We start from the raw sequence: 19,441 nt of genomic DNA, 5'->3' as shown, positions 1-19,441 counted from the left end.
TTATGGATTCGGCAAAGCACTGTCAGGCCGGCGTATTTCATCAGCATCCCCCAATCAGTCCCCTCTCCCGGAGGGAGAGGGAGCCAACCGAGGTGTCTGTCGCTATGCATCGACCTGAAAGACCGAGTCGATTATGGATTCGGCAAAGCACTGTCAGGCCGGCATATTTCATCAGCATCCCCCAATCAGCCCCTCTCCCTCTGGGAGAGGGCTAGGGTGAGGGCTCCTTCCCTGACACCCCACAAAATCAAGTCCACCAAGGCCCACCGATGAAACGCTACGAAAAATTCGCCGACGACATCGCTGAACTGATCCGCTCCGGCGTCCTCGGCCCCGGCCAGCGGGTGCCGTCGGTGCGCTACGCCAGCCAGACCTACGGCGTCAGCCCGTCCACGGTGTTCCAGGCCTATTACCTGCTAGAACGCCGCGGCCTGATCCGCGCCCGACCGCGCTCCGGTTACTTCGTCAACGCCCATACGCCGAGCACATTCTCCGAGCCGGTAATCAGCAGCCAGGTCAATGAATCCACCGAGGTTGACGTCAGCGAACTGGTGTTCTCGGTACTCGATTCGATCAAAGACCCCAACACCGTGCCCTTCGGCTCGGCCTTCCCCAGCCCGACACTGTTCCCGCTGCAACGCCTGTCGCGCTCCCTGGCCAGCGCCGCGCGGGAGATGGATCCGCGCATGGTCGTCACCGATATGTCGCCGGGCAATCCGCAACTGCGCCGGCAGATTGCCCTGCGCTACATGGTCGGCGGGCTGATGTTGCCGATGGAAGAATTGCTCATCACCAACGGTGCCCTCGAAGCGCTGAACCTGTGCCTGCAAGCGGTGACCGAGCCCGGTGATCTGGTGGCCATCGAGGCCCCGGCGTTCTACGCCAGCCTGCAGGTGCTCGAACGCTTGAAGCTAAAAGCCGTGGAAATACCCGTGCATCCGCGTGACGGCATCGATCTCGGTGTGCTCGCGCAAACCCTCGAACGTCACCCGATCAAGGCCTGCTGGTGCATGACCAGTTTCCAGAATCCGATGGGCGCGACTGTGCCCGAGGCGAAGAAACAGGAACTGGTCGAACTGCTGCGTCAGCATCAGGTGCCGTTGATCGAAGACGACGTCTACGCCGAGCTTTATTACGGGCAACAGGCGCCAAAACCGGCCAAGGCTTTTGATACCGAAGGATTGGTCATGCATTGCGGCTCGTTCGCCAAAAGTCTCGCGCCCGGTTATCGCATCGGCTGGGTGGCGGCCGGGCGTTTTGCGCAGAAAATCGAACGGCTGAAGCTGATGACCTCGCTGTGCGCTTCGATGCCGGCGCAAGCGGCTATCGCCGATTATCTGCAACACGGCGGCTACGATCGGCATCTGCGCAAACTGCGTTATGCCCTGGAAGAACAACAGAGCGCGATGCTCGCGGCGATTGCCCGCTACTTTCCGGCGCAGACCCGGGTCAGCCAACCGGCGGGCGGCTACTTTCTATGGCTGGAATTGCCGGAGCAGATGGATTCGCTGAAGCTGTTTCAGATGGCACTGGCACAAGGCATCAGCATCGCGCCGGGGCCGATCTTCTCGCCGACCCAGCGCTTCAGGAATTGCATTCGGTTGAATTACGGCAGCCCCTGGACCGAGGAATCGGAAAAGGCCATGGAGACGTTGGGGCGGATTGTGCGGTCGTTCTGAGGGATAGATGTTGTCTGGACTGGCCCCTTCGCGAGCAGGCTCGCTCCCACATGGGGTCTGTATTCACAAATCCACTGTGGGAGCGAGCCTGCTCGCGAAGAGGCCGGTTTTAACACTGCAAACCCACCGGTTTACCGCCCACCCCCCAAATCAACAAACGTCCCGGTCGCATACGATGCCTTGTCCGACAGCAACCAGACAATCGCCTCCGCTACTTCATCCGGCCGCCCGCCCCGGGCCATGGGAATCGCCGATTCGAGCTTGCTGACCCGATCCGGGTCGCCGCTCAGCGCATGGAAGTCGGTATAGATGTAACCCGGACGCACGGCATTGACGCGAATGCCCTCACCCGCGACTTCTTTCGACAGACCGATAGTGAAGGTGTCGAGCGCACCCTTGGATGCGGCGTAATCAACGTACTCGTTCGGCGAACCGAGGCGTGCCGCGACCGAGGAGACGTTGACGATGCTGCCCCCCTGCCCGCCGTGTTTGGGCGACATGCGCAGGATCGCGTGCTTGGCGCAGAGGATCGGCGCCAGCACGTTGGTTTTCATGATTTTGAGGATGCGGAATTCGGACATCTCATCGACCCGCGATTTCTGTCCGACGGTGCCGGCGTTGTTGACCAGCGCGGTGATGCGGCCCAGTTCGGTGTCGACGCGATGAAACATCGCGATCACTTCGTCTTCGATGCTGACATCGGCGCGAACCGCGATGGCCTGGGCGCCCAAGGCGCGAACCTGCTCGAGCACGCTGTGTGCGGCCTGTTCATCCGACTGATAGTTGATGCAGATCCGGTAGCCCTGTTCGGCTGCCAGCAGTGCCGTAGCCGCGCCGATTCCGCGCCCGCCACCGGTGATGACAATGACTTTATCCATGCTGGCCTTCCCCCACGTGCACACGTAACAGTCGGGGCCAAGAATAACTGCCATTCATGGCTTTTGCATGAGTTCTATGGTGTTTGCACAAGCGCCTTCGCGAGCAGGCTCGCTCCCACAAGGGAATGCGATCACCTGTGGGAGCGAGCCTGCTCGCGAAGAACGATGACTCGGTATGTCAGACCACCGCCAGCCGTTGCCCACGCACGATGTCCTGCATGAAGCGCTCCGCCGGCATCGGGTGGCCAAGCAGATAGCCCTGCAGCGAATCACAGCCCAGTTTGGTCAGGAAATCCTGTTGCGCGCCGGTCTCGACACCCTCGGCGACAATCCGCAGATCCAGGGCCTGCCCCAGCGCAACAATCGCCGAGACGATTGCAGCATCATCGCTGTCGTGCTCCAGATCGCGGACGAAACCGCGGTCGATCTTCAGCTCATTGGCCGGCAGGCGCTTGAGGTACATCAGGCTGGAATAACCGGTGCCGAAGTCGTCGATCGACAGGTCGACACCCATGTCCGACAGCTCTTGCAGCACGGTCATGCTCGCATCGGCGTCGCTCATGGCCGTGGTTTCGGTGATTTCCAGAGTCAGGCTGTTGGCCGGCAGGTGATGGGTCGCCAGCGCCTTGGCCACGCTTTGCACCAGCCCGGCATGGCAGAACTGCAAGGCCGAGAGGTTCACGGCGATGCGCCAGTCGGTGTAACCGAGCACGTACCATTCGCGCATCTGCCGGCAGGCTTCGTTGAGCACCCATTCACCCATCGGAATGATCAGCCCGGTTTTCTCCGCCAGATCAATGAACTTGTCCGGCATCAACATGCCGTGCAGCGGATGCTTCCAACGCAGCAGCGCTTCAGCACCGACCGGACGGCCATTGGCGGCGTCGAACTTGGGCTGGTAATGCAGACAGAACTGGTTGTGCTCGATGGCCGCGCGCAGATCCTGTAACAGTTGCAATTGTTTGCGCGCGTTGGTGTTCATCGATGCATCGAAGAAGCTGTAGCCGTTCTTGCCGCCGCCCTTGGCGTGGTACATCGCGGCGTCGGCGTTCATCAGCAGTTCCTGGGCGTTGTCACCGTTGCCCGGGTAGAGGGCAATGCCGACGCTGGCGGAAATCTGCAGATCATGTTCAGCGACGCGGAACGTGCGACCGATCAGGCTGACCTGACGCGCAGCCAGGCTCAAGGCGTCATTGGGCTCGCTCAAACGCACCAGCAGAACGAACTCATCGCCGCCGATTCGCGCAAGAGTGTCCTGGCTGCGCAAGTCTTCACGCAGACGCGCGCCGACCTCGCGCAGCAATTGGTCGCCCATGTGATGGCCGAATGCGTCGTTGACCGGTTTGAAGCCGTCGAGGTCGATGAACATCAAGGCGAAGCAGCCACCCTGCTCTTGCACCTTTTTGATCGCCTGATTGATGCGGTCGTCGAGCAGCATGCGGTTGGGCAGACTGGTCAGCGGATCGTGCAGGGCCAGTTGGGTGAGTTCGCGGTTGGCCACCGTCAGCGAGTGCGCCAGATCAGCCGTGCGCGCTTCGAGGCGGGCGTCGAGAATCGAGGTCAACAGGGCAATCGACAACACCGCCAGCGTAGTGACCACGACCAGGCTATCGAGGCCATTGCCCTTCAAGCCATTGAGCGTCGCGCCGCAGAAACTGCCGTCAGGAAATTGCGCAGCAGCCATGCCGGTGTAGTGCATGCCGACAATCGCCACACCCATGATCACCGCCGCGCCGGCACGAATCAGCCGCACATAGGGCGATTGCTGACGCAGGCGAAAGGCAATCCACAATGCCGCTGCCGAGGCGCCGACGGCGATCAGCAGGGAGGCGCTGAACAGGGTCGGGTCGTAATCGATGCCCGGTGTCATGCGCAGCGCGGCCATGCCGGTGTAGTGCATGGCGCTGATGCCAGAACCCATGATCAGCGCACCGAAAGCCAGTTGCGCCAGTGGCAGTTTCGGTTGGCTGACCAGCCACAAGGCGAAACCGCAGGACAGCACCGCGATCAGCAGCGACAGCGCAGTGAGGGCGAAGTCGTAGCCCAGGTCGATCGGCAATTTGAAGGCGAGCATGCCGATGAAATGCATCGACCAGACGCCAACGCCCATCGCCAACGCCCCGCCCGCCGTCCAGAAATGCACGGCCCGGCCTTTAGCCGTGGCAATGCGCCCGGTGAGATCGAGCGCCGTGTAGGAAGCCAGAATGGCCACGCACAACGAAATGAAAACCAGGGTGAAGGAGTAGCTGCCGATGAGCATGGACGTTCTCGTGACAAGCCGAAACCGTACTGCTTCCATTCTCGGTCGGGCAAATGCGGCGATTGTACTGATTGCGCGGAAGAACGCACTGACAAAGTAACCAAATTGCCATCAAGCCGATGAAACGCTTGTTCGATCGTCCTACAAGGCTCTGCGGTGGGCTTTAACCTCACCCTGTGAAAGCGATCTCATGCCAGACAAAAATCCCCGTGGGAGCGAGCCTGCTCGCGAAGGCGTCGGCACAGCCACCATCGTAGTTGCCTGCCCCACCGCTTTCGCGAGCAGGCTCGCTCCCACAGGTTCAGCGGTTGTCGCTGACGTCGAGTTGGCCGTCCCAGCCGCCGCCCAGCGCGGCGATCAGTTGCACGCTGGCGATCAGTCTGTTCTGCAGAATATTCAGCACACTGCGTTCGTTGCTCAGCGCCGTGGCTTGCACCACGACCACGTCGATATAGGCAATCAGCCCGGCCTTGTACTGGTTTTCCGTCAGGCGCAGAGAATCGCGGGCAGCATCCAGCGCTTCCTGGCGCACTGCCGCTTCGTCCTCATACACCTTGAGCTGGACCAGGTAGTTTTCCACTTCGCGGAAACCGTCGAGCACGGTCTGGCGGTAGCGCGCGACGGTTTCGTCATAGGCCGCCTCGCTGCGGTCAACCTCGGCCGAACGAATGCCACCGTCGAACAGCGGCAACGACAGCTGCGGGCCGACCGACCAGAAACGGTTCGGCAGGCTGATCAGGTTTTTCGAGGTACTGCTGCTGTAGCCGCCGCTCAAACTGAGGGTCAGATCCGGGTAATAGGCGGCTTTCGCCACGCCGATATTGGCGTTGGCGGCGATCACCGAACGCTCTGCCGAAGCGATGTCAGGACGGCGTTCGAGCAATTGCGAAGGCAGGCTCAACGGCACTTGCGGCAGATTCGGGATGTTCTGGCTTTCGGCAATGCTGAAGTTGGCCGGGGCTTCGCCAGTGAGCACGGCAATGGCGTTTTCAAACTGTGCGCGCTGCCAGATCAGGTCGACCAGATCGGCCTGGGTGCTTTTCAACTGGGTTTGCGCCTGCGCCACCGCATCGCGCCCGGAAACCCCGGCGCGGTACTGGTTCTGCGTCATCTTCAGTGATCGCTCGTAAGCGGCAACCGTGGCTTCAAGCAAACGCTTCTGCTGATCGATGACGCGCAGTTGCAGGTAGTTCTGCACCAGCTCCGACTGCTGACTCAGACGCATCGCCGCCAGATCGGCAAAACTCGCCTGGGCGTTGGCCTCATCCGCCTCCAGCCCACGGCGCAGCTTGCCCCAGACATCGGCTTCCCAACTGACGCCCAGTTGCGCGGTGTAGGTATCACGAATACCGCTTGAGGAACTGCTCAGGCTCGAACTGCTGCTGCCGGTGCCCTGACTGGAGCGGTTCTTGCCCAGACTCAGGTCGACACTGGGGTAAAACGCCCCGCGCGCGCTGCGCACCAGCGCCTGCGCCTGACGAAACTGCGCCTCGGACTGGGCGACAGTTTGGTTGGAGCTGTTGAGTTTTTCCACCAAGGCATTGAGCTGCCGATCGCCGTACAACTCCCACCAGGCGCCCCGGGCCAGCGAGTCGCTGGGGTTGGCCTGACGCCAGCCTTCGGCTTCCTTGAACTGAGCGATTTCGGCAGTTTGCGGGCGCTGGTAGTCCGGGCCGACTGCGCAAGCGCTGAGCAGCGCCACGCACAGCGACAGGCTCAATAGGCGCGAGCCGCGGACGGTGGCCAATTGGATAAGCGAACGGTCAGTCATAGCGGAGTTTCCAGAGCGGCATCAGTACGCACGCCACGCCATTTGTTGAAGCGATGGCGCAGCTTGTCGAGATAAAGGTAAACCACCGGGGTGGTGTAAAGGGTCAGGACCTGGCTGAACACCAGGCCGCCAATGATGGTCAGGCCCAGCGGCTGGCGCATTTCCGCACCCTCGGCGCGGCCGAGCAGCAACGGCAAGGCGCCGAGGATCGCCGCCAGCGTGGTCATCAGGATCGGCCGCAAGCGTTGCAGACAGGCGCTGCGGATCGACTCCAGCGGCGACAGGCCCTCATGCCGCTCCAATTGCAGCGCAAGGTCGATCATCAGAATGGCGTTCTTTTTCACCACGCCGATCAGCAGGAATATCCCCAGCAGGGAAATCAGGCTGAACTCGCCGCCCAGCGCATAGATCGACAGCAACGCGCCAACCCCGGCCGAGGGCAAAGTCGAGAGAATGGTCAGCGGGTGAATGTAGCTTTCATACAGCACACCGAGCACCAGATACACCGCCAGCAACGCACCGAGGATCATGAACGGCTGGCTCTTCTGCGTCGCGGCGAAGGCGTCAGCGGTGCCGGCCATTTTCGCAATCACATCCTCCGGCAAACCGACCTTGGCGATCGCTCGTTCGATGGCGGCACTCCCCTGCTCCACGGTCACGCCTTCGGCCATATCAAATGAAATGCTTTCGGACGCAAACTGGCCTTCATGGCTGACGCGGTCGTTTTCCAGGCTGTTTTCGTAATGGGCGAACGTCGACAGCGGCACGCGCGCACCGTCAGCGGTAATCACCTCGACCTGCTTGAGCGTCACCGGATCCTGGGCGTATTTCGGATTGACCTCCATCACCACCTGATACTGATTGAGGCTGTCGTAGATCGTCGAAATCTGCCGCTGGCTGTAAGCGTTGTTGAGCACGGCGGTGACCATGTTCATGTCGACCCCCAGGCGCTTGGCCTGATCCCGGTCGACAATCAGTGTCACCTGCTGCGCCCCGGCACCTTCGCGGGCATCGATGGCGGTCAGCTCGGGCAAGGCGCGCAACGCGGTGACCACTTTCGGGAACCACTTGCGCAATTCAGCGAGGTCGCCGCTTTGCAGGATGTAAGTGTATTGCGAACTGGTCTGCTCGCGGCCGCCGCCAAATTGCAGGTCCTGGTCGGCCATCAGCATCAACTGCGCCCCGGGCACCTTGGGCATTTCCTTGCGCAGACGTTCGATGACCTTCTGCGCTGAAAGCTGGCGCTCCTTGATCGGCTTCAGGCGCACGATCATGAAGGCGTTGTTGGTGCCGTTGTTACCACCAATGAAGCCGGCGACACTTTCCACCGCTTCGTCCTTGAGCACGGCGCGGCGGAAGGTTTCCATTTTCGGCTGCATGACGTTGAACGACAGACCGTCGTCGCCACGCACGAAACCGATCAACTGGCCGGTGTCCTGCTGCGGCAGGAAGGTTTTTGGCACCACCACATACAGCGCAATGTTGACGCCAACGGTGAGCAGCAGACTGAACAAGGTCAGACGGCGATGACGCAATACCCAGTCGAGGCTGGTGGCGTATTTGCCGACCATCCAGTCGTTGGTCTTGTGGCTCCAGCGTTGCAGGCGGTTTTCCTGCCCCGGCGTGTGCGGCTTGAGCCAGCGGGCGCAGAGCATTGGCGTCAGCGTCAGGGAAACCACCAGCGACACCACAATTGCCGCCGCCAGGGTGATGGAAAACTCGCGAAACAAGCTCTCGACCAGCCCGCCCATGAACAGGATCGACAGGAACACCGCCACCAGCGAGACGTTCATCGACAGCAGGGTAAAGCCGACTTCCTTGGCCCCAAGGTACGCGGCCTGCATCGGTTTGACGCCTTCGTCGATATGCCGGGAAATGTTCTCCAACACCACGATGGCGTCGTCCACCACAAGACCTGTGGCGAGAATCAGCGCCATCAGCGACAGGTTGTTCAGCGAGAACCCGTACAGGTACATCACCGCAAAGGTCCCGACCAGCGACACCGGCACCGCCAGGGTCGGGATCAGCGAGGCGCGGAAGTTACCCAGAAACAGGTACACCACCAGCACCACCAGGGCGACGGCGATCAGCAAGGTCATCTCGGCTTCATGCAGCGTGGCCTTGATTACCGGCGAGCGATCCATGGCCAGATTGAGTTTGACGCTGGCCGGCAGCACCGCTTGCAGCGCCGGCAACTGCGCCTTGATCTCGTTGACCGTCTCGATGATGTTGGCGCCGGCCTGACGGTTGATCACCAGCAATACCGCCGCGTCGTCGTTGAAGAAACCGCTGTTGTAACGGTCTTCGACGCCATCGCTGACTTTCGCCACGTCCTTGAGACGCAATGCGGCGCCGTCAGCGTAGTGAATGATCAGCGACTCGTAATCCTTGGCTTTCTCCAACTGATCGTTGGCCTGGATCTGCCACAAGCGCTCGCCGTCCTCGACCGAACCCTTGGGCCGGCGCACGTTAGCGTCGGCAATGGTCTTGCGTACATCGTCGAGGGCCACGCCGTACTGGTTCAGCGCCTGCGGTTCGAGCTCGATGCGCACCGCCGGCAGCGAACTGCCACCGATCTGTACTTCACCAACGCCCTGCACCTGCGACAGGCTTTGCGAGAGGATGGTCGAAGCCAGGTCGTAGAGCTGGCCTTTTTCCAGCACGTCCGAGGTCAGCGACAGCACCATGATCGGCGCCTGCGACGGATTGACCTTTTTATAGGTCGGCATGCTGCGCATCCCGCTAGGCAGCAGATTGCGCGAGGCGTTGATCGCCGCCTGCACTTCCCGCGCCGCGCCGTTGATGTCGCGGTCGAGGTCAAACTGCAGAATCACCCGCGTCGAACCCTGACTGGAACGGCTGCTCATGGTATTGACGCCGGCAATCGCACCGAACGACCGCTCCAGCGGCGTCGCCACCGTCGAAGCCATCACCTCGGGACTGGCGCCCGGCAGACTGGCCTGGACGACAATCACCGGGAAATCCATCTGCGGCAACGGCGATACCGGCAACAGCCCGAAGCTGACCCCACCGAGCAACATGATTGCCAGGGAGAGCAGCATGGTTGCCACGGGGCGTTTGATGAAAGGGCCGGAGAGGTTCATCGACTCTTGTTCTCCCCGCATACCTCTGTGGGAGCGAGCCTGCTCGCGAATGCGCCCTTACCTTCAACTTTGGCAGTGACTGACCTCCCGCTTTCGCGAGCAGGCTCGCTCCCACAGGGGAGATATATTCCGACAGTCATACCGCGACCTCTTCACCTTCGGCTTTGGATTTGCCAAAGCGCCTTCCGAGGCGGTCGAAGTACAGGTAAATCACCGGCGTCGTGAACAGCGTCAACACCTGGCTCACCAACAAGCCGCCGACCATCACCAGACCCAACGGCTGTCGCAATTCAGCACCAGACCCAGTGGCCAGCATCAGCGGCACTGCGCCGAACAACGCCGCCAGCGTGGTCATCAAAATCGGCCGGAAGCGCAGCAACGCCGCTTGATAGATCGCCTCTGCCGGGGCCATGCCCTGGGTGCGTTCGGCGTCGAGGGCGAAGTCGATCATCATGATCGCGTTCTTCTTGACGATACCGATCAACAGAATGATGCCGATGATCGCGATCATGCCCAAATCGTTGCCGCTGAGCAGCAACGCCAGCAAGGCACCGACTGCGGCGGACGGCAAGGTCGAAAGAATGGTGATCGGGTGGATGTAGCTCTCGTAGAGCACACCGAGGACGATGTACATGGTCACCACGGCCGCCAGAATCAGCAGCAAGGTGCTCGACAGCGAAGCCTGGAACGCCTGCGCCGCGCCCTGGAACTGAGTCTGCACGCCGACCGGCATGCCGATGTCCTGCTGCACCTGCTCGATGATGTCCACGGCATGCCCCAACGCCACGCCCGGCGCGAGGTTGAACGACATCATCACCGCCGGGAACTGGCCGATGTGAGTGATCGCCAATTGCGCCTGACGCTCTTCAACATGCGCCAGACTCGACAGGCGTACCTGCGCGCCGTCGGTGGTCTTGACGTGAATCTGATCCAGCGCCTGCGGGCCGATCTTCTCCCCGGCCTGGGCTTGCAGCACCACGCGATACTGGCTGGCCTGGGTGTAAATGGTCGAAATCTGCCGCTGGCCGAACGCGTCGTACAGCGCATCGGTGATATTCGCCACCGACACGCCAAGGCGCGATGCGGCGTCGCGGTCGATCACCAGATAGACCTGCAAGCCTTTGTCCTGCAGATCACTGGCCACGTCGGTCAACTCCGGACGCTGGGCCAGGGCTTCGACCAGACGGCCACTCCACTGGCTGAGCAATTCCGAGTCCGGCGAGGACATGCTGAACTGGTACTGGGTGCGGCTGACCCGGTCCTCGATGGTCAGATCCTGCACCGGCTGCATGAACAGACGAATGCCGACCAGTTTGTCCAGTTGCGGTTGCAGGCGGGAAATCACTTCACTGGCCGTCAGATCGCGCTCGCCATGGGGCTTGAGGTTGATCAGCAAGCGGCCGCTGTTGAGCGTGGCGTTGTCGCCGTCGACACCAATGTAGGACGACAGGCTCTGCACCGCCGGATCTTCGAGGATGATCTTGGCCAGTTGCTGCTGCCGCTCGCCCATCGCCGCGAAGGAGATCGACTGCGGCGCTTCGGAAATGCCCTGAATCACCCCGGTGTCCTGCACCGGAAAGAAACCCTTCGGCACGATCACGTAAAGGAATACGGTCAACGCCAGCGTGCCGATGGCGACCAGCAAGGTCAGCGGCTGATGCTTGAGCACCCAGCGCAGCATCCGCCCGTATTCCTTGATCATCCAGTCGATGAACGCACCGCTGGCGCGGTAGAAACGGCCTTGCTCGTGTTCTTGCGGTTCACGCTTGAGCAGGCGGGCGCACATCATCGGCGTAAGGGTCAGCGACACCACCAGGGAAATCAGGATCGCCACCGCCAGGGTAATGGCAAACTCGCGGAACAGGCGCCCTACCACGTCGGCCATGAACAGCAGCGGAATCAGTACGGCGATCAGCGACAGAGTCAGGGAAATCAGGGTGAAGCCGATCTGTTTCGCGCCCTTGAGCGCGGCCTGCATCGGGCTGTCACCCTCTTCGATGAAGCGCGAAATGTTCTCGAGCATGACGATGGCGTCGTCGACGACGAAACCGGTGGCAATGGTCAGCGCCATCAGGGTCAGGTTGTTCACCGAGAAACCGGCGAGGTACATCACGCCGAAGGTGCCGATCAGCGACAGCGGCACGGCCACTGACGGGATGATCGTCGCACTGGCGCGGCGCAGAAACAGGAACGTGACCATGACCACCAGCGCGATAGCGATCAGCAGTTCGTGTTGCACGTCGGTGACCGAGGCACGGATGGTCTGGGTGCGATCGGTCAGCACCGTGACTTCGAGGCCGGCCGGCAGGTTGTCGGTGATGCTCGGCAGCAAGGCCTTGATGCGGTCGACCACTTCGATAACGTTGGCGCCCGGCTGACGCTGGATGTTCAGCAACACCGCCTGATTCTGGTTGGCCCACGCGGCCAGACGCTCGTTCTCGGCGCCATCGACGATTTCCGCGACGTCCTTGAGCCGCAACGGCGCGCCGTTCTTGTAGGTCAGGATCAGATTCGCGTAGTCCTCGGGCGAGGTCAGTTGGTCGTTGGCATCGAGCATCGACACCCGGGTCGGGCCATCGAAGTTGCCTTTCGGCTGGTTGACGTTGGAGGCGCCGATCAGCGTGCGCACGTCCGACAGGTTGAGGCTGTTGGCCGCCAGCGCTTCGGGGTTGACCTTGATCCGCACGGCCTGGCGCTGGCCACCGGCAATGCTGACCATGCCGACGCCGCTGATCTGGGCGATTTTCTGCGCCATGCGCGTATCGACCAGATCATTGAGCTTGGGCAGCAGCATGGTTTTCGAGGTGATGGCCAAGGTCAGAACAGGCGTGTCCGCCGGGTTGACCTTGTTGTACACCGGCGGTGCCGGCAGGTCGGTCGGCAGCAGATTGGTCGCGGCGTTGATCGCGGCTTGCACCTGCTGTTCGGCGACGTCCATGTTGATGTCGAGGCTGAAACGCAGGGTCAGCACCGAAGCGCCGCCGGAGCTGGTCGAAGCCATTTGTGTGAGGCCCGGCATCTGCCCGAACTGGCGTTCAAGCGGCGCGGTGACGGCGCTGGTCATCACGTCCGGACTGGCGCCGGGGTACAGGGTCATGACGCGGATGGTCGGATAATCGACCTGCGGCAAGGCCGAAACCGGCAGCAGGCGATAAGCGATCAGGCCGGCCAGAACAATGGCCAGCATGCTCAGGGTGGTGGCTACCGGACGGAGGATGAACAGCCGCGAAATGTTCATGCGCCCTTCTTGGCCTTATCGGCTGTGGTCGCATCGGGATTGGCGGCAGATTTGCCTTGCAGGTGTTCGGTCGGCGAGGTCGGCACTTCGCTGCTGTCATTGACTACTTCGACTTCGCTGCCCTCTTTCAGGCGATCGGTGCCTTCGAGCACCACGCGATCACCCGCGGCGAGGCCTTCGGTGACCACGGTGTTGTCACCGTCACTGGCACCGATTTTCAGTTGGCGAATGGTAACTTTCTTGTCGCCGTCCAGCGCATAGACAAAGGTGCCATTGGTGCCGAACTGAATCGCTGCCGACGGTGCCAGCACTACACCTTTGAGCGTGTCGGCCAGCAAATGAACATTAACGAACTGATTGGGGAACAGCGACTGGTCGCGGTTATCGTAACGGGCCTTGAACTTGAGGGTGCCGGTAGCGACGTCGATCTGGTTGTCGAGGCTTTGCAGCACACCGGTAGCCTGCAGCTTGGTGTCGCCCCGATCCCACGCTTCGGCAGGCAGTTTAGCTCCGCTGCGGTAACGCGCGAGCACGGTGTCGAGGCTGTTCTCCGGCAAGGTGAAGGCAACGCTGATCGGTTGCGTCTGGGTGATCACTGCGAGGAACGTCGTGTCATTAGCGGCGACGAGGTTGCCGACGTCGACCTGACGCAGACCGACGCGACCGGCAATCGGCGCGCGGATCTTGGTGAATTCGAGATTGAGCTTGGCGTCGTTGACCGCCGCCTGATTGGTCTTGACCGTGCCCAGGTACTGGCCAACCAGCGCTTCGGCGGTGTCGAGGGTCTGTTTGGCGATGCTGTCTTCTTTATACAGACCGCGGTAACGCTCGACGTCGACCTGGGCGTTTTTCAGTTGCGCCTGATTCTGCAGCAACGTGCCTTCGGCCTGGAGCAAAGCGTTCTGGTAAGGACGCGGATCGATCTCGGCCAGCAGGTCGCCCGCCTTGACCATCTGCCCTTCTTCGAAATGAATCTTTACCAGTTCGCCGCCCACGCGGCTGCGCACGTTGATGGTATTGAGCGCGGTAACCGTGCCCAGTGCCTTGTAATACAGCGGGAAGTCGCCCTTCACCGCCGGCGCCACACGCACCGGAATCGGCCCGGTACCGCCACCGAAGCCAGGCCGCATCATTCCCGAGCGCCCGGTATGCCCAGCGGCCGCTTTGTCGCCTCCCGCCTTGTCAGCAGAGCCGGCGGGCCAGAATTTCCAGCACAGGACAGCGATGACCAACAGGACGAGCAGGCTGATCAGCCAGCGACGGGATTTGCGGGGGGACGATTGCATGGAGTTATTGACCATTGGGCGCGTGGGCTTCTATTACGGGAGGCTGAACGATAAGCACTGAGTGGATTTAAGCAAAGCAGCTTTACCGGCAATTTACCTTCCACTTACGTTTCAAGGTGTGAGGCAAAACCCTGATACACAAATGAAAACGGCCTGGACAGGGCCAGGCCGTTAACAATTGTAAAAGCCTTACTTGAGAACGGACAGTGCCGCTTCGTAGTTAGGCTCTTCGGCGATTTCCTTGACCAGTTCGCTGTGCAGAACGGTGTCGTTTTCATCCAGCACCACAACGGCGCGAGCGGTCAGGCCTTTCAGCGGGCCGTCAGCGATGGCCACGCCATAGTTTTCGATGAACTCGCTGCCGCGCAGAGTCGACAGGTTCTGTACGTTTTCCAGACCTTCAGCACCGCAAAAGCGTGCTTGGGCGAATGGCAGGTCAGCGGAGATGCACAGCACCACGGTGTTGCTGATGTCGTTGGCCTGGGCGTTGAACTTGCGCACGGAGGTGGCGCAGGTCGGGGTGTCGACGCTTGGGAAAATGTTCAGGACTTTGCGCTTGCCGGCGAAGTCTTGCAGGGTGACGTCGGACAGATTGCCGGCTACCAGGGAAAAGGCTGGCGCCTTGGAACCGGCTTGTGGCAACTGGCCGTTGACTTGAACCGGATTGCCTTTGAGGGTGACTTGAGCCATGACTTGAGTCCTTCTGTTTTTTGATTGGAAAGCATGCAAGAGGCGGAAGTTAACCACGAAATCGGCTGACGACCTATGCCCTGTTGGAAATTGTTGGGTGCTGAGCGGTGACATTGTATACAACCCACCGCAGCTTTCCTGTAGGGCTGAGCCTGCTAGCAAAAGCGTTGTGCCATGCAGCACATTCGGAACTGATACACCGAAATGCGAGCAGGCTCACTTCCATACTGAATACGTATCCAGTGTGGGAGCGAGCCTGCTCGCGACAAGGCAACCGGCCTTACTGCATCATTTGGCTTCAGATTTGAGTTTCAGATAGGACTGATGCAGATCGCTTGCCCAGCCATCGATCACCGCTTTCATGTCGTCGGCTTTCATCACCTGGGAAGAGTTTTCCAGCGGTTTGCCGGTACCTTTGCGCACCACCTGCGCGATGACATGATTGGTCGCGCCGTCCATGAATACCGCTTCGGTGGCCAGCGTGGTTTCCTGGTCGCGGATGCCAGAGGCCGTACTTACCGCTGCGGCGACCAGTGCGATCGGGATCACTTCATAGACTTGCAGGCCTTCGGTCTTGCTGCTGACTGCGGTAATCGCCGGACGCACCACAATTACGCCCGGCCCGGGACCTGCGGCCAACGGCAGCGATTTGCCGAGTTCGCGCTTGAGCGCCTGATCGTAATAACTGGTTATGCCATTGAGAGTCTGCTGGGGGATTTTCTCGGTGGCTTGCGGCTTCGGGTAGAGCTGGCTTGGCTCTACGTAAACGCTGGTGAATTTATTGATGTCGAGTTTCGGGTCCATCCAGCGCATCACCTCGGCACCAGAGGGTGACTTGGCCTCCTTCAGCTGGCTGTAATCCTTGAGAAAGCCGGAATACTGGTCAGGCTCGACGGTTTTGCTGGAACAACCCACCACGCCAAGGGTGGCAATGCACAGCGTGCCCATCACGACGGCTAGCTTCATGCTGTAATTCCTTTGAGAAGGCCAAGACATTTTGCATAGGGGAGATACAGGTATAGCCAAAACCCCGGCAAATGCGATGGCCAATTGCAAAGTTCACATCCGACAGCGCGTGTGCCTCGCCAACCGGTATTACCAGGACGATGTCTCGCCACTGCGCAACGCCATCTCTCGCCGGCTATTGGCGCGCATCGCCTTGATCAGCGATACCGTTCCCACCAGCAGAATCGCCGCGCCAAACAAGAAGTCGATGTTGTATAGCTGGAAATCTTCCACCGGCCCGATCAGCAATGTACGCACCACCGCAATTCCCACCAGCGTCGCGAGAAAGTCGATCCCCGGTTCATCGCGGTAGAACACCAGCATCAGTGGCAGGCACAGCACCAGCAGAAGCAACAGCACCACGACCTTGAACGAGCCTTTGCGTTCGACGCTGAACGCGCACTCATGCGCCCCGTACGGCTTGTAGTCCTCATCGCGGATCATCGAGTTTTTCTCGTTGATGTAGTCGGCGCGGTTGTACTTCTGGATCGGCGTAAAGGTGTTGGACATCTCCATCAGCGTGGTGATGTTCTTGAAGCGCAAGTCGATGCGCTCGCTGCCCTTGAGGTAATACAGCACCGGTTTATAGCCGTAGCGATAGGTATCGAAGGGGAACGCGGCAGTCTGAGCGTGCACGCCGATTGCGCGAGGCTCAAGTTCGGCGAAGGCGCTTTTATTGGTCGACGAGAGGTTGCGGCTCAGCGGCTGCACCTTGACCTGCTCGAGGAAGATCGGCGTGACGCCGAACGACCACTGCAGCGGTTCCAGACGCAGGCGCAGTTCGTTGCGGCCCAGGTCGTAGCGGTTGAAGGTTCGTTCGGAAACCACCAGCGAGCCGCCAACCATGAATTCGCCGCGCAGGTTGTTGGTGACGCGCAAGGTCAGTTGATCCTTGCCCAGCAACGCCGCTTCACTGGTCGGCGGCGTGCCGCACCACGCGGTGCTTTCGCCGACACCGCCGAGCTGGCCGTTGCGGTTTTCCTTGAATACATAAAAGTAACTGGCCCACAGCGTCAGCAGCAAAAGCGACGCCGTGAGACCGAGGATTTTTTTACCCGGACTCACTGATCAGACTCCCTTCTTCGGTTCCATCGCCCAGCCGAAAACCCGCTGGCGACGGCGACTCTACCAAAAGGCCATCAGTGACCCAAGGGAAAATACCGGATTGGCACCGAACCTAAGGGTTTCCCCGGTCTACGCCTCACTCCTCCTGCGGATGTGGCGCTGGCCCGGCGTCATGCTCAGATTGCTTGAGGGCTCAGGTGATGGAGATGCTTTTTGATGCGCTGGGCGTGATGTTTTTGTGGCTGGCGGCGGGCTGCCCTCACCCTAGCCCTCTCCCAGAGGGAGAGGGGACTGACCGAAGTGTTTGTAGGACTCACGTCGACCTGAAATATCGCGTCGAGCTCAAGTTTTGAACATCACTCGGTCTGCCCCCTTTCCCCCTCGCCCCCTTGGGGGAGAGGGCTGGGGTGAGGGGGTAAGCTTTTGATCTTAACCGCGATCGCGAGGTATCAGGCTCTGCAATTGCTGAGCAAGGAAATCGGCGTCGAAGGCAAACGTATCCGGATCCTTCAAGCCATTGGTCTTACGCCACTGCCATGCGCCATCCGCCAGGCCAACCAGCGAAATACTCCCGTACCGCGCCGCCGTCAGCCCCATCACTGCCAAAGAAATCTGCCCGCCGCTGCCCATCACATCCGGCACAAATTCCACCGGTTTGCCGGCAATCACAATGCTCAATTTTTCCGTCTTGAACGTCGAGGTTTCCACCGGCACGCTCGGCCCGAACGCGACATACGCCTCGCGACTGACCTCCAGCAGATTCGGCGCCTTGACCGGTTCAAGCCATTGCTCGATCTCGTCGAACAGCGCGCCAATTCGAGCCGCCCAAGCAGCCGATTGCGTGGTGAACAGTTGCTTCTTGTGCGCTTCGCTTTCGGCATAGTGGCGAAGCATTTCGCCCAGTTGCTGTATGTCGTTCATTGCGGTGTTCCTCGGAAAGGACCTGCGAAGGGTGATAGTGGCAGATCCCCGGCGCGGCGTACGTTTAGTTCTTGCAGATGCACAGTTGCGGGAAAGATCGGCGGTACAGTCAGTCGGTACTGGCGTCGAGTCTCGAACAGAAGGAAACTTCAGGCAGCCCTGAATGCTCGACACTGACATTTGCTTGAGGAAATCCAATGCGCACCATCGGCCTTATCGGCGGCATGAGCTGGGAGTCCAGCGCCGAATACTATCGCCTGATCAACCAACAGGTTCGCGAGCGCCTCGGCCCGTTGCGCTCGGCGCAGTTGCTGATGTACAGCGTCGATTTCGGTCCGGTCGAACAGGCCCAGCACGCCGGGCGCTGGGACGATGCAGCGGCGATTCTGGTGGATGCCGCGCGCAGGCTCGAAGCTGGCGGCGCAGAATGCGTGGTGCTGTGTACCAACACCATGCACAAGGTCGCCGAGCAGATTCAGGCGGCGATCAGCATTCCGTTTTTGCACATTGCCGAACCCGCCGCGCAGGCTGCACTGGAAATCGACGCGCGCACCGTCGGGTTGCTCGGCACCGCGTTCACCATGGAGCAGGACTTTCTCAAGCAACGTCTGATTGCCCAAGGCCTGACCGTACTGGTGCCGGATGAAGCCGAGCGCAAAGAGGTGCACCGGATCATCTACGACGAACTCTGCGTGGGTGTGATCAGCGAACAATCGCGAGAAATCTATCAAGGCGTCATCCAGTCCCTGACCGCCCGTGGCGCCCAGGCAATCATCCTCGGCTGCACCGAAATCGGTCTGCTGATCAAACCCGAACACAGCGCCCTGCCCCTGCTCGACACCACCGAGTTGCATGCGCAGTCAGCAGTGGCGTTCGCACTGGGCGACTGACTCAGGCTTTCAGGCTATTGCGTAGACGGGCCATGCTCAGGGTGTCGACCCACTGCCCGTCGCGCACCGCATAATCACGCAACAGCCCTTCGGCCTCGAAACCGAACTTGCGATAAAGCCCGATCGCCGCCTCGTTATCGGCGTAGACCGTGAGTTCGACGCGGTGCAGATTCATCCAGTTATCGGCGACCTCCAGCGCCGCCGCCAACAACATCGAACCGACGCCCTTGCCCTGCCAAGCCGCCCCGACTGCCATGCCGAAGCTGCCGGCGTGGGCGCGGCGCATGCGGGAATAAGCTTCCAGACCGAGATTTCCGATCACCACGCCTTGGTCCAGGGCAACCAGTTTCAGCGCACGTTCGTTATCAGCCTGAAGTCGCTGGCGCCAGACCTCGGTGGATTGAAACGGCATTTGCAGCACTTGCCGTGCAACGGCGGGGTCGTTGTAAAGCGCAGTGATGCCTTCGAGGTGGGATTCGTTGGAGCGTTCGAGATGGATCGTGGAGGTTGGGTCTGACATGGGATCGGTCCGTGATCAGCGTGTGGCTGGTCACTCTAAACCGCTGATCTGGAATCTGGCGAGCGGCAATGGTGGGGGCGAGCCTGCTCGCGAAGGCGGTTGGCCAGTCACTGAAGCCTCGACTGGCAGATTGC

13 protein-coding genes are annotated in these 19,441 nt (G+C 60.7%); 2 read left to right on the top strand and 11 right to left on the bottom strand.

Going from position 1 to position 19,441, the window contains the following annotated elements; all coding sequences use genetic code 11:
- The first annotated feature begins 269 nt into the window (after positions 1-269).
- Entirely contained in the window at positions 270-1,679 is a 1,410-nt protein-coding gene (gene mapR / locus AB4O45_RS26430; RefSeq protein ID WP_041480995.1) for a GntR family transcriptional regulator MpaR, read from the top strand.
- Positions 1,680-1,810: 131 nt separating this feature from the next.
- Here mapR and AB4O45_RS26425 read toward each other — a convergent pair whose 3' ends face one another.
- From AB4O45_RS26425 to AB4O45_RS26380, 10 genes are all read right to left on the bottom strand, one after another.
- Complete coding sequence (locus AB4O45_RS26425) at positions 1,811-2,557, bottom strand: SDR family oxidoreductase (RefSeq protein ID WP_460160859.1); 747 nt, start codon at positions 2,555-2,557, stop codon at positions 1,811-1,813.
- 178 nt (positions 2,558-2,735) lie between these two features.
- The gene (locus AB4O45_RS26420; RefSeq protein WP_041480997.1) at positions 2,736-4,817 is read right to left on the bottom strand and encodes a putative bifunctional diguanylate cyclase/phosphodiesterase; all 2,082 of its coding nucleotides are present in this window, start codon (positions 4,815-4,817) and stop codon (positions 2,736-2,738) included.
- A gap of 301 nt (positions 4,818-5,118) precedes the next feature.
- Positions 5,119-6,588, bottom strand: a complete 1,470-nt coding sequence (locus AB4O45_RS26415) for an efflux transporter outer membrane subunit (protein ID WP_252883767.1) — start codon at positions 6,586-6,588, stop codon at positions 5,119-5,121.
- Positions 6,585-9,692 carry an efflux RND transporter permease subunit gene (locus AB4O45_RS26410; protein ID WP_041480999.1) on the bottom strand — a complete coding sequence of 1,036 codons (3,108 nt, stop codon included), beginning with the start codon at positions 9,690-9,692 and terminating at the stop codon, positions 6,585-6,587. Before AB4O45_RS26410 ends, AB4O45_RS26415 begins: the two co-directional genes overlap by 4 nt.
- Positions 9,693-9,828: 136 nt before the next feature.
- Complete coding sequence (locus tag AB4O45_RS26405; RefSeq protein WP_375123669.1) at positions 9,829-12,930, bottom strand: MdtB/MuxB family multidrug efflux RND transporter permease subunit; 3,102 nt, start codon at positions 12,928-12,930, stop codon at positions 9,829-9,831.
- Positions 12,927-14,231: an MdtA/MuxA family multidrug efflux RND transporter periplasmic adaptor subunit gene (locus tag AB4O45_RS26400; RefSeq protein WP_041481001.1), complete on the bottom strand. Its 1,305-nt coding sequence runs from the start codon at positions 14,229-14,231 to the stop codon at positions 12,927-12,929. Before AB4O45_RS26400 ends, AB4O45_RS26405 begins: the two co-directional genes overlap by 4 nt.
- 174 nt (positions 14,232-14,405) lie before the next feature.
- Positions 14,406-14,906: a thiol peroxidase gene (gene tpx, locus AB4O45_RS26395; protein ID WP_076563099.1), complete on the bottom strand. Its 501-nt coding sequence runs from the start codon at positions 14,904-14,906 to the stop codon at positions 14,406-14,408.
- 288 nt (positions 14,907-15,194) lie between these two features.
- Positions 15,195-15,872, bottom strand: a complete 678-nt coding sequence (locus tag AB4O45_RS26390; protein ID WP_071172345.1) for a DUF3313 domain-containing protein — start codon at positions 15,870-15,872, stop codon at positions 15,195-15,197.
- A gap of 129 nt (positions 15,873-16,001) precedes the next feature.
- A complete protein-coding gene (locus tag AB4O45_RS26385) occupies positions 16,002-16,976 on the bottom strand; it encodes a hypothetical protein (RefSeq protein WP_150635397.1) in 975 nt (324 codons plus the stop codon).
- 429 nt (positions 16,977-17,405) lie between these two features.
- Entirely contained in the window at positions 17,406-17,897 is a 492-nt protein-coding gene (locus tag AB4O45_RS26380) for a hypothetical protein (protein WP_375123667.1), read from the bottom strand.
- A gap of 197 nt (positions 17,898-18,094) precedes the next feature.
- On the opposite strand from AB4O45_RS26380, the gene AB4O45_RS26375 reads away from it, so the two are divergent.
- Positions 18,095-18,787, top strand: coding sequence for an aspartate/glutamate racemase family protein (locus AB4O45_RS26375; RefSeq protein WP_095179921.1), 693 nt, complete (start codon positions 18,095-18,097; stop codon positions 18,785-18,787).
- A gap of 1 nt (position 18,788) precedes the next feature.
- Here the strand turns inward: AB4O45_RS26375 and AB4O45_RS26370 are convergent, their stop codons facing one another.
- Positions 18,789-19,307 (bottom strand): GNAT family N-acetyltransferase, encoded by a 519-nt coding sequence (locus AB4O45_RS26370; RefSeq protein WP_460160858.1) that lies wholly within the window; start codon positions 19,305-19,307, stop codon positions 18,789-18,791.
- Between the last annotated feature and the right edge of the window lie 134 nt (positions 19,308-19,441).

The sequence above is a fragment of the Pseudomonas sp. S2_B10 genome (assembly GCF_054668425.1).
This window is presented reverse-complemented; position numbering and strand designations above follow the sequence as displayed.

Bases quoted from the DNA above. Each gene is read 5' to 3' on its own strand.
- mapR (WP_041480995.1), top strand. From the start codon at position 270: ATGAAACGCTACGAAAAATTCGCCGACGACATCGCTGAACTGATCCGC.
- AB4O45_RS26425 (WP_460160859.1), bottom strand. From the start codon at position 2,557: ATGGATAAAGTCATTGTCATCACCGGTGGCGGGCGCGGAATCGGCGCG.
- AB4O45_RS26420 (WP_041480997.1), bottom strand. From the start codon at position 4,817: ATGCTCATCGGCAGCTACTCCTTCACCCTGGTTTTCATTTCGTTGTGC.
- AB4O45_RS26415 (WP_252883767.1), bottom strand. From the start codon at position 6,588: ATGACTGACCGTTCGCTTATCCAATTGGCCACCGTCCGCGGCTCGCGC.
- AB4O45_RS26410 (WP_041480999.1), bottom strand. From the start codon at position 9,692: ATGAACCTCTCCGGCCCTTTCATCAAACGCCCCGTGGCAACCATGCTG.
- AB4O45_RS26405 (WP_375123669.1), bottom strand. From the start codon at position 12,930: ATGAACATTTCGCGGCTGTTCATCCTCCGTCCGGTAGCCACCACCCTG.
- AB4O45_RS26400 (WP_041481001.1), bottom strand. From the start codon at position 14,231: ATGGTCAATAACTCCATGCAATCGTCCCCCCGCAAATCCCGTCGCTGG.
- tpx (WP_076563099.1), bottom strand. From the start codon at position 14,906: ATGGCTCAAGTCACCCTCAAAGGCAATCCGGTTCAAGTCAACGGCCAG.
- AB4O45_RS26390 (WP_071172345.1), bottom strand. From the start codon at position 15,872: ATGAAGCTAGCCGTCGTGATGGGCACGCTGTGCATTGCCACCCTTGGC.
- AB4O45_RS26380 (WP_375123667.1), bottom strand. From the start codon at position 17,897: ATGAACGACATACAGCAACTGGGCGAAATGCTTCGCCACTATGCCGAA.
- AB4O45_RS26375 (WP_095179921.1), top strand. From the start codon at position 18,095: ATGCGCACCATCGGCCTTATCGGCGGCATGAGCTGGGAGTCCAGCGCC.
- AB4O45_RS26370 (WP_460160858.1), bottom strand. From the start codon at position 19,307: ATGTCAGACCCAACCTCCACGATCCATCTCGAACGCTCCAACGAATCC.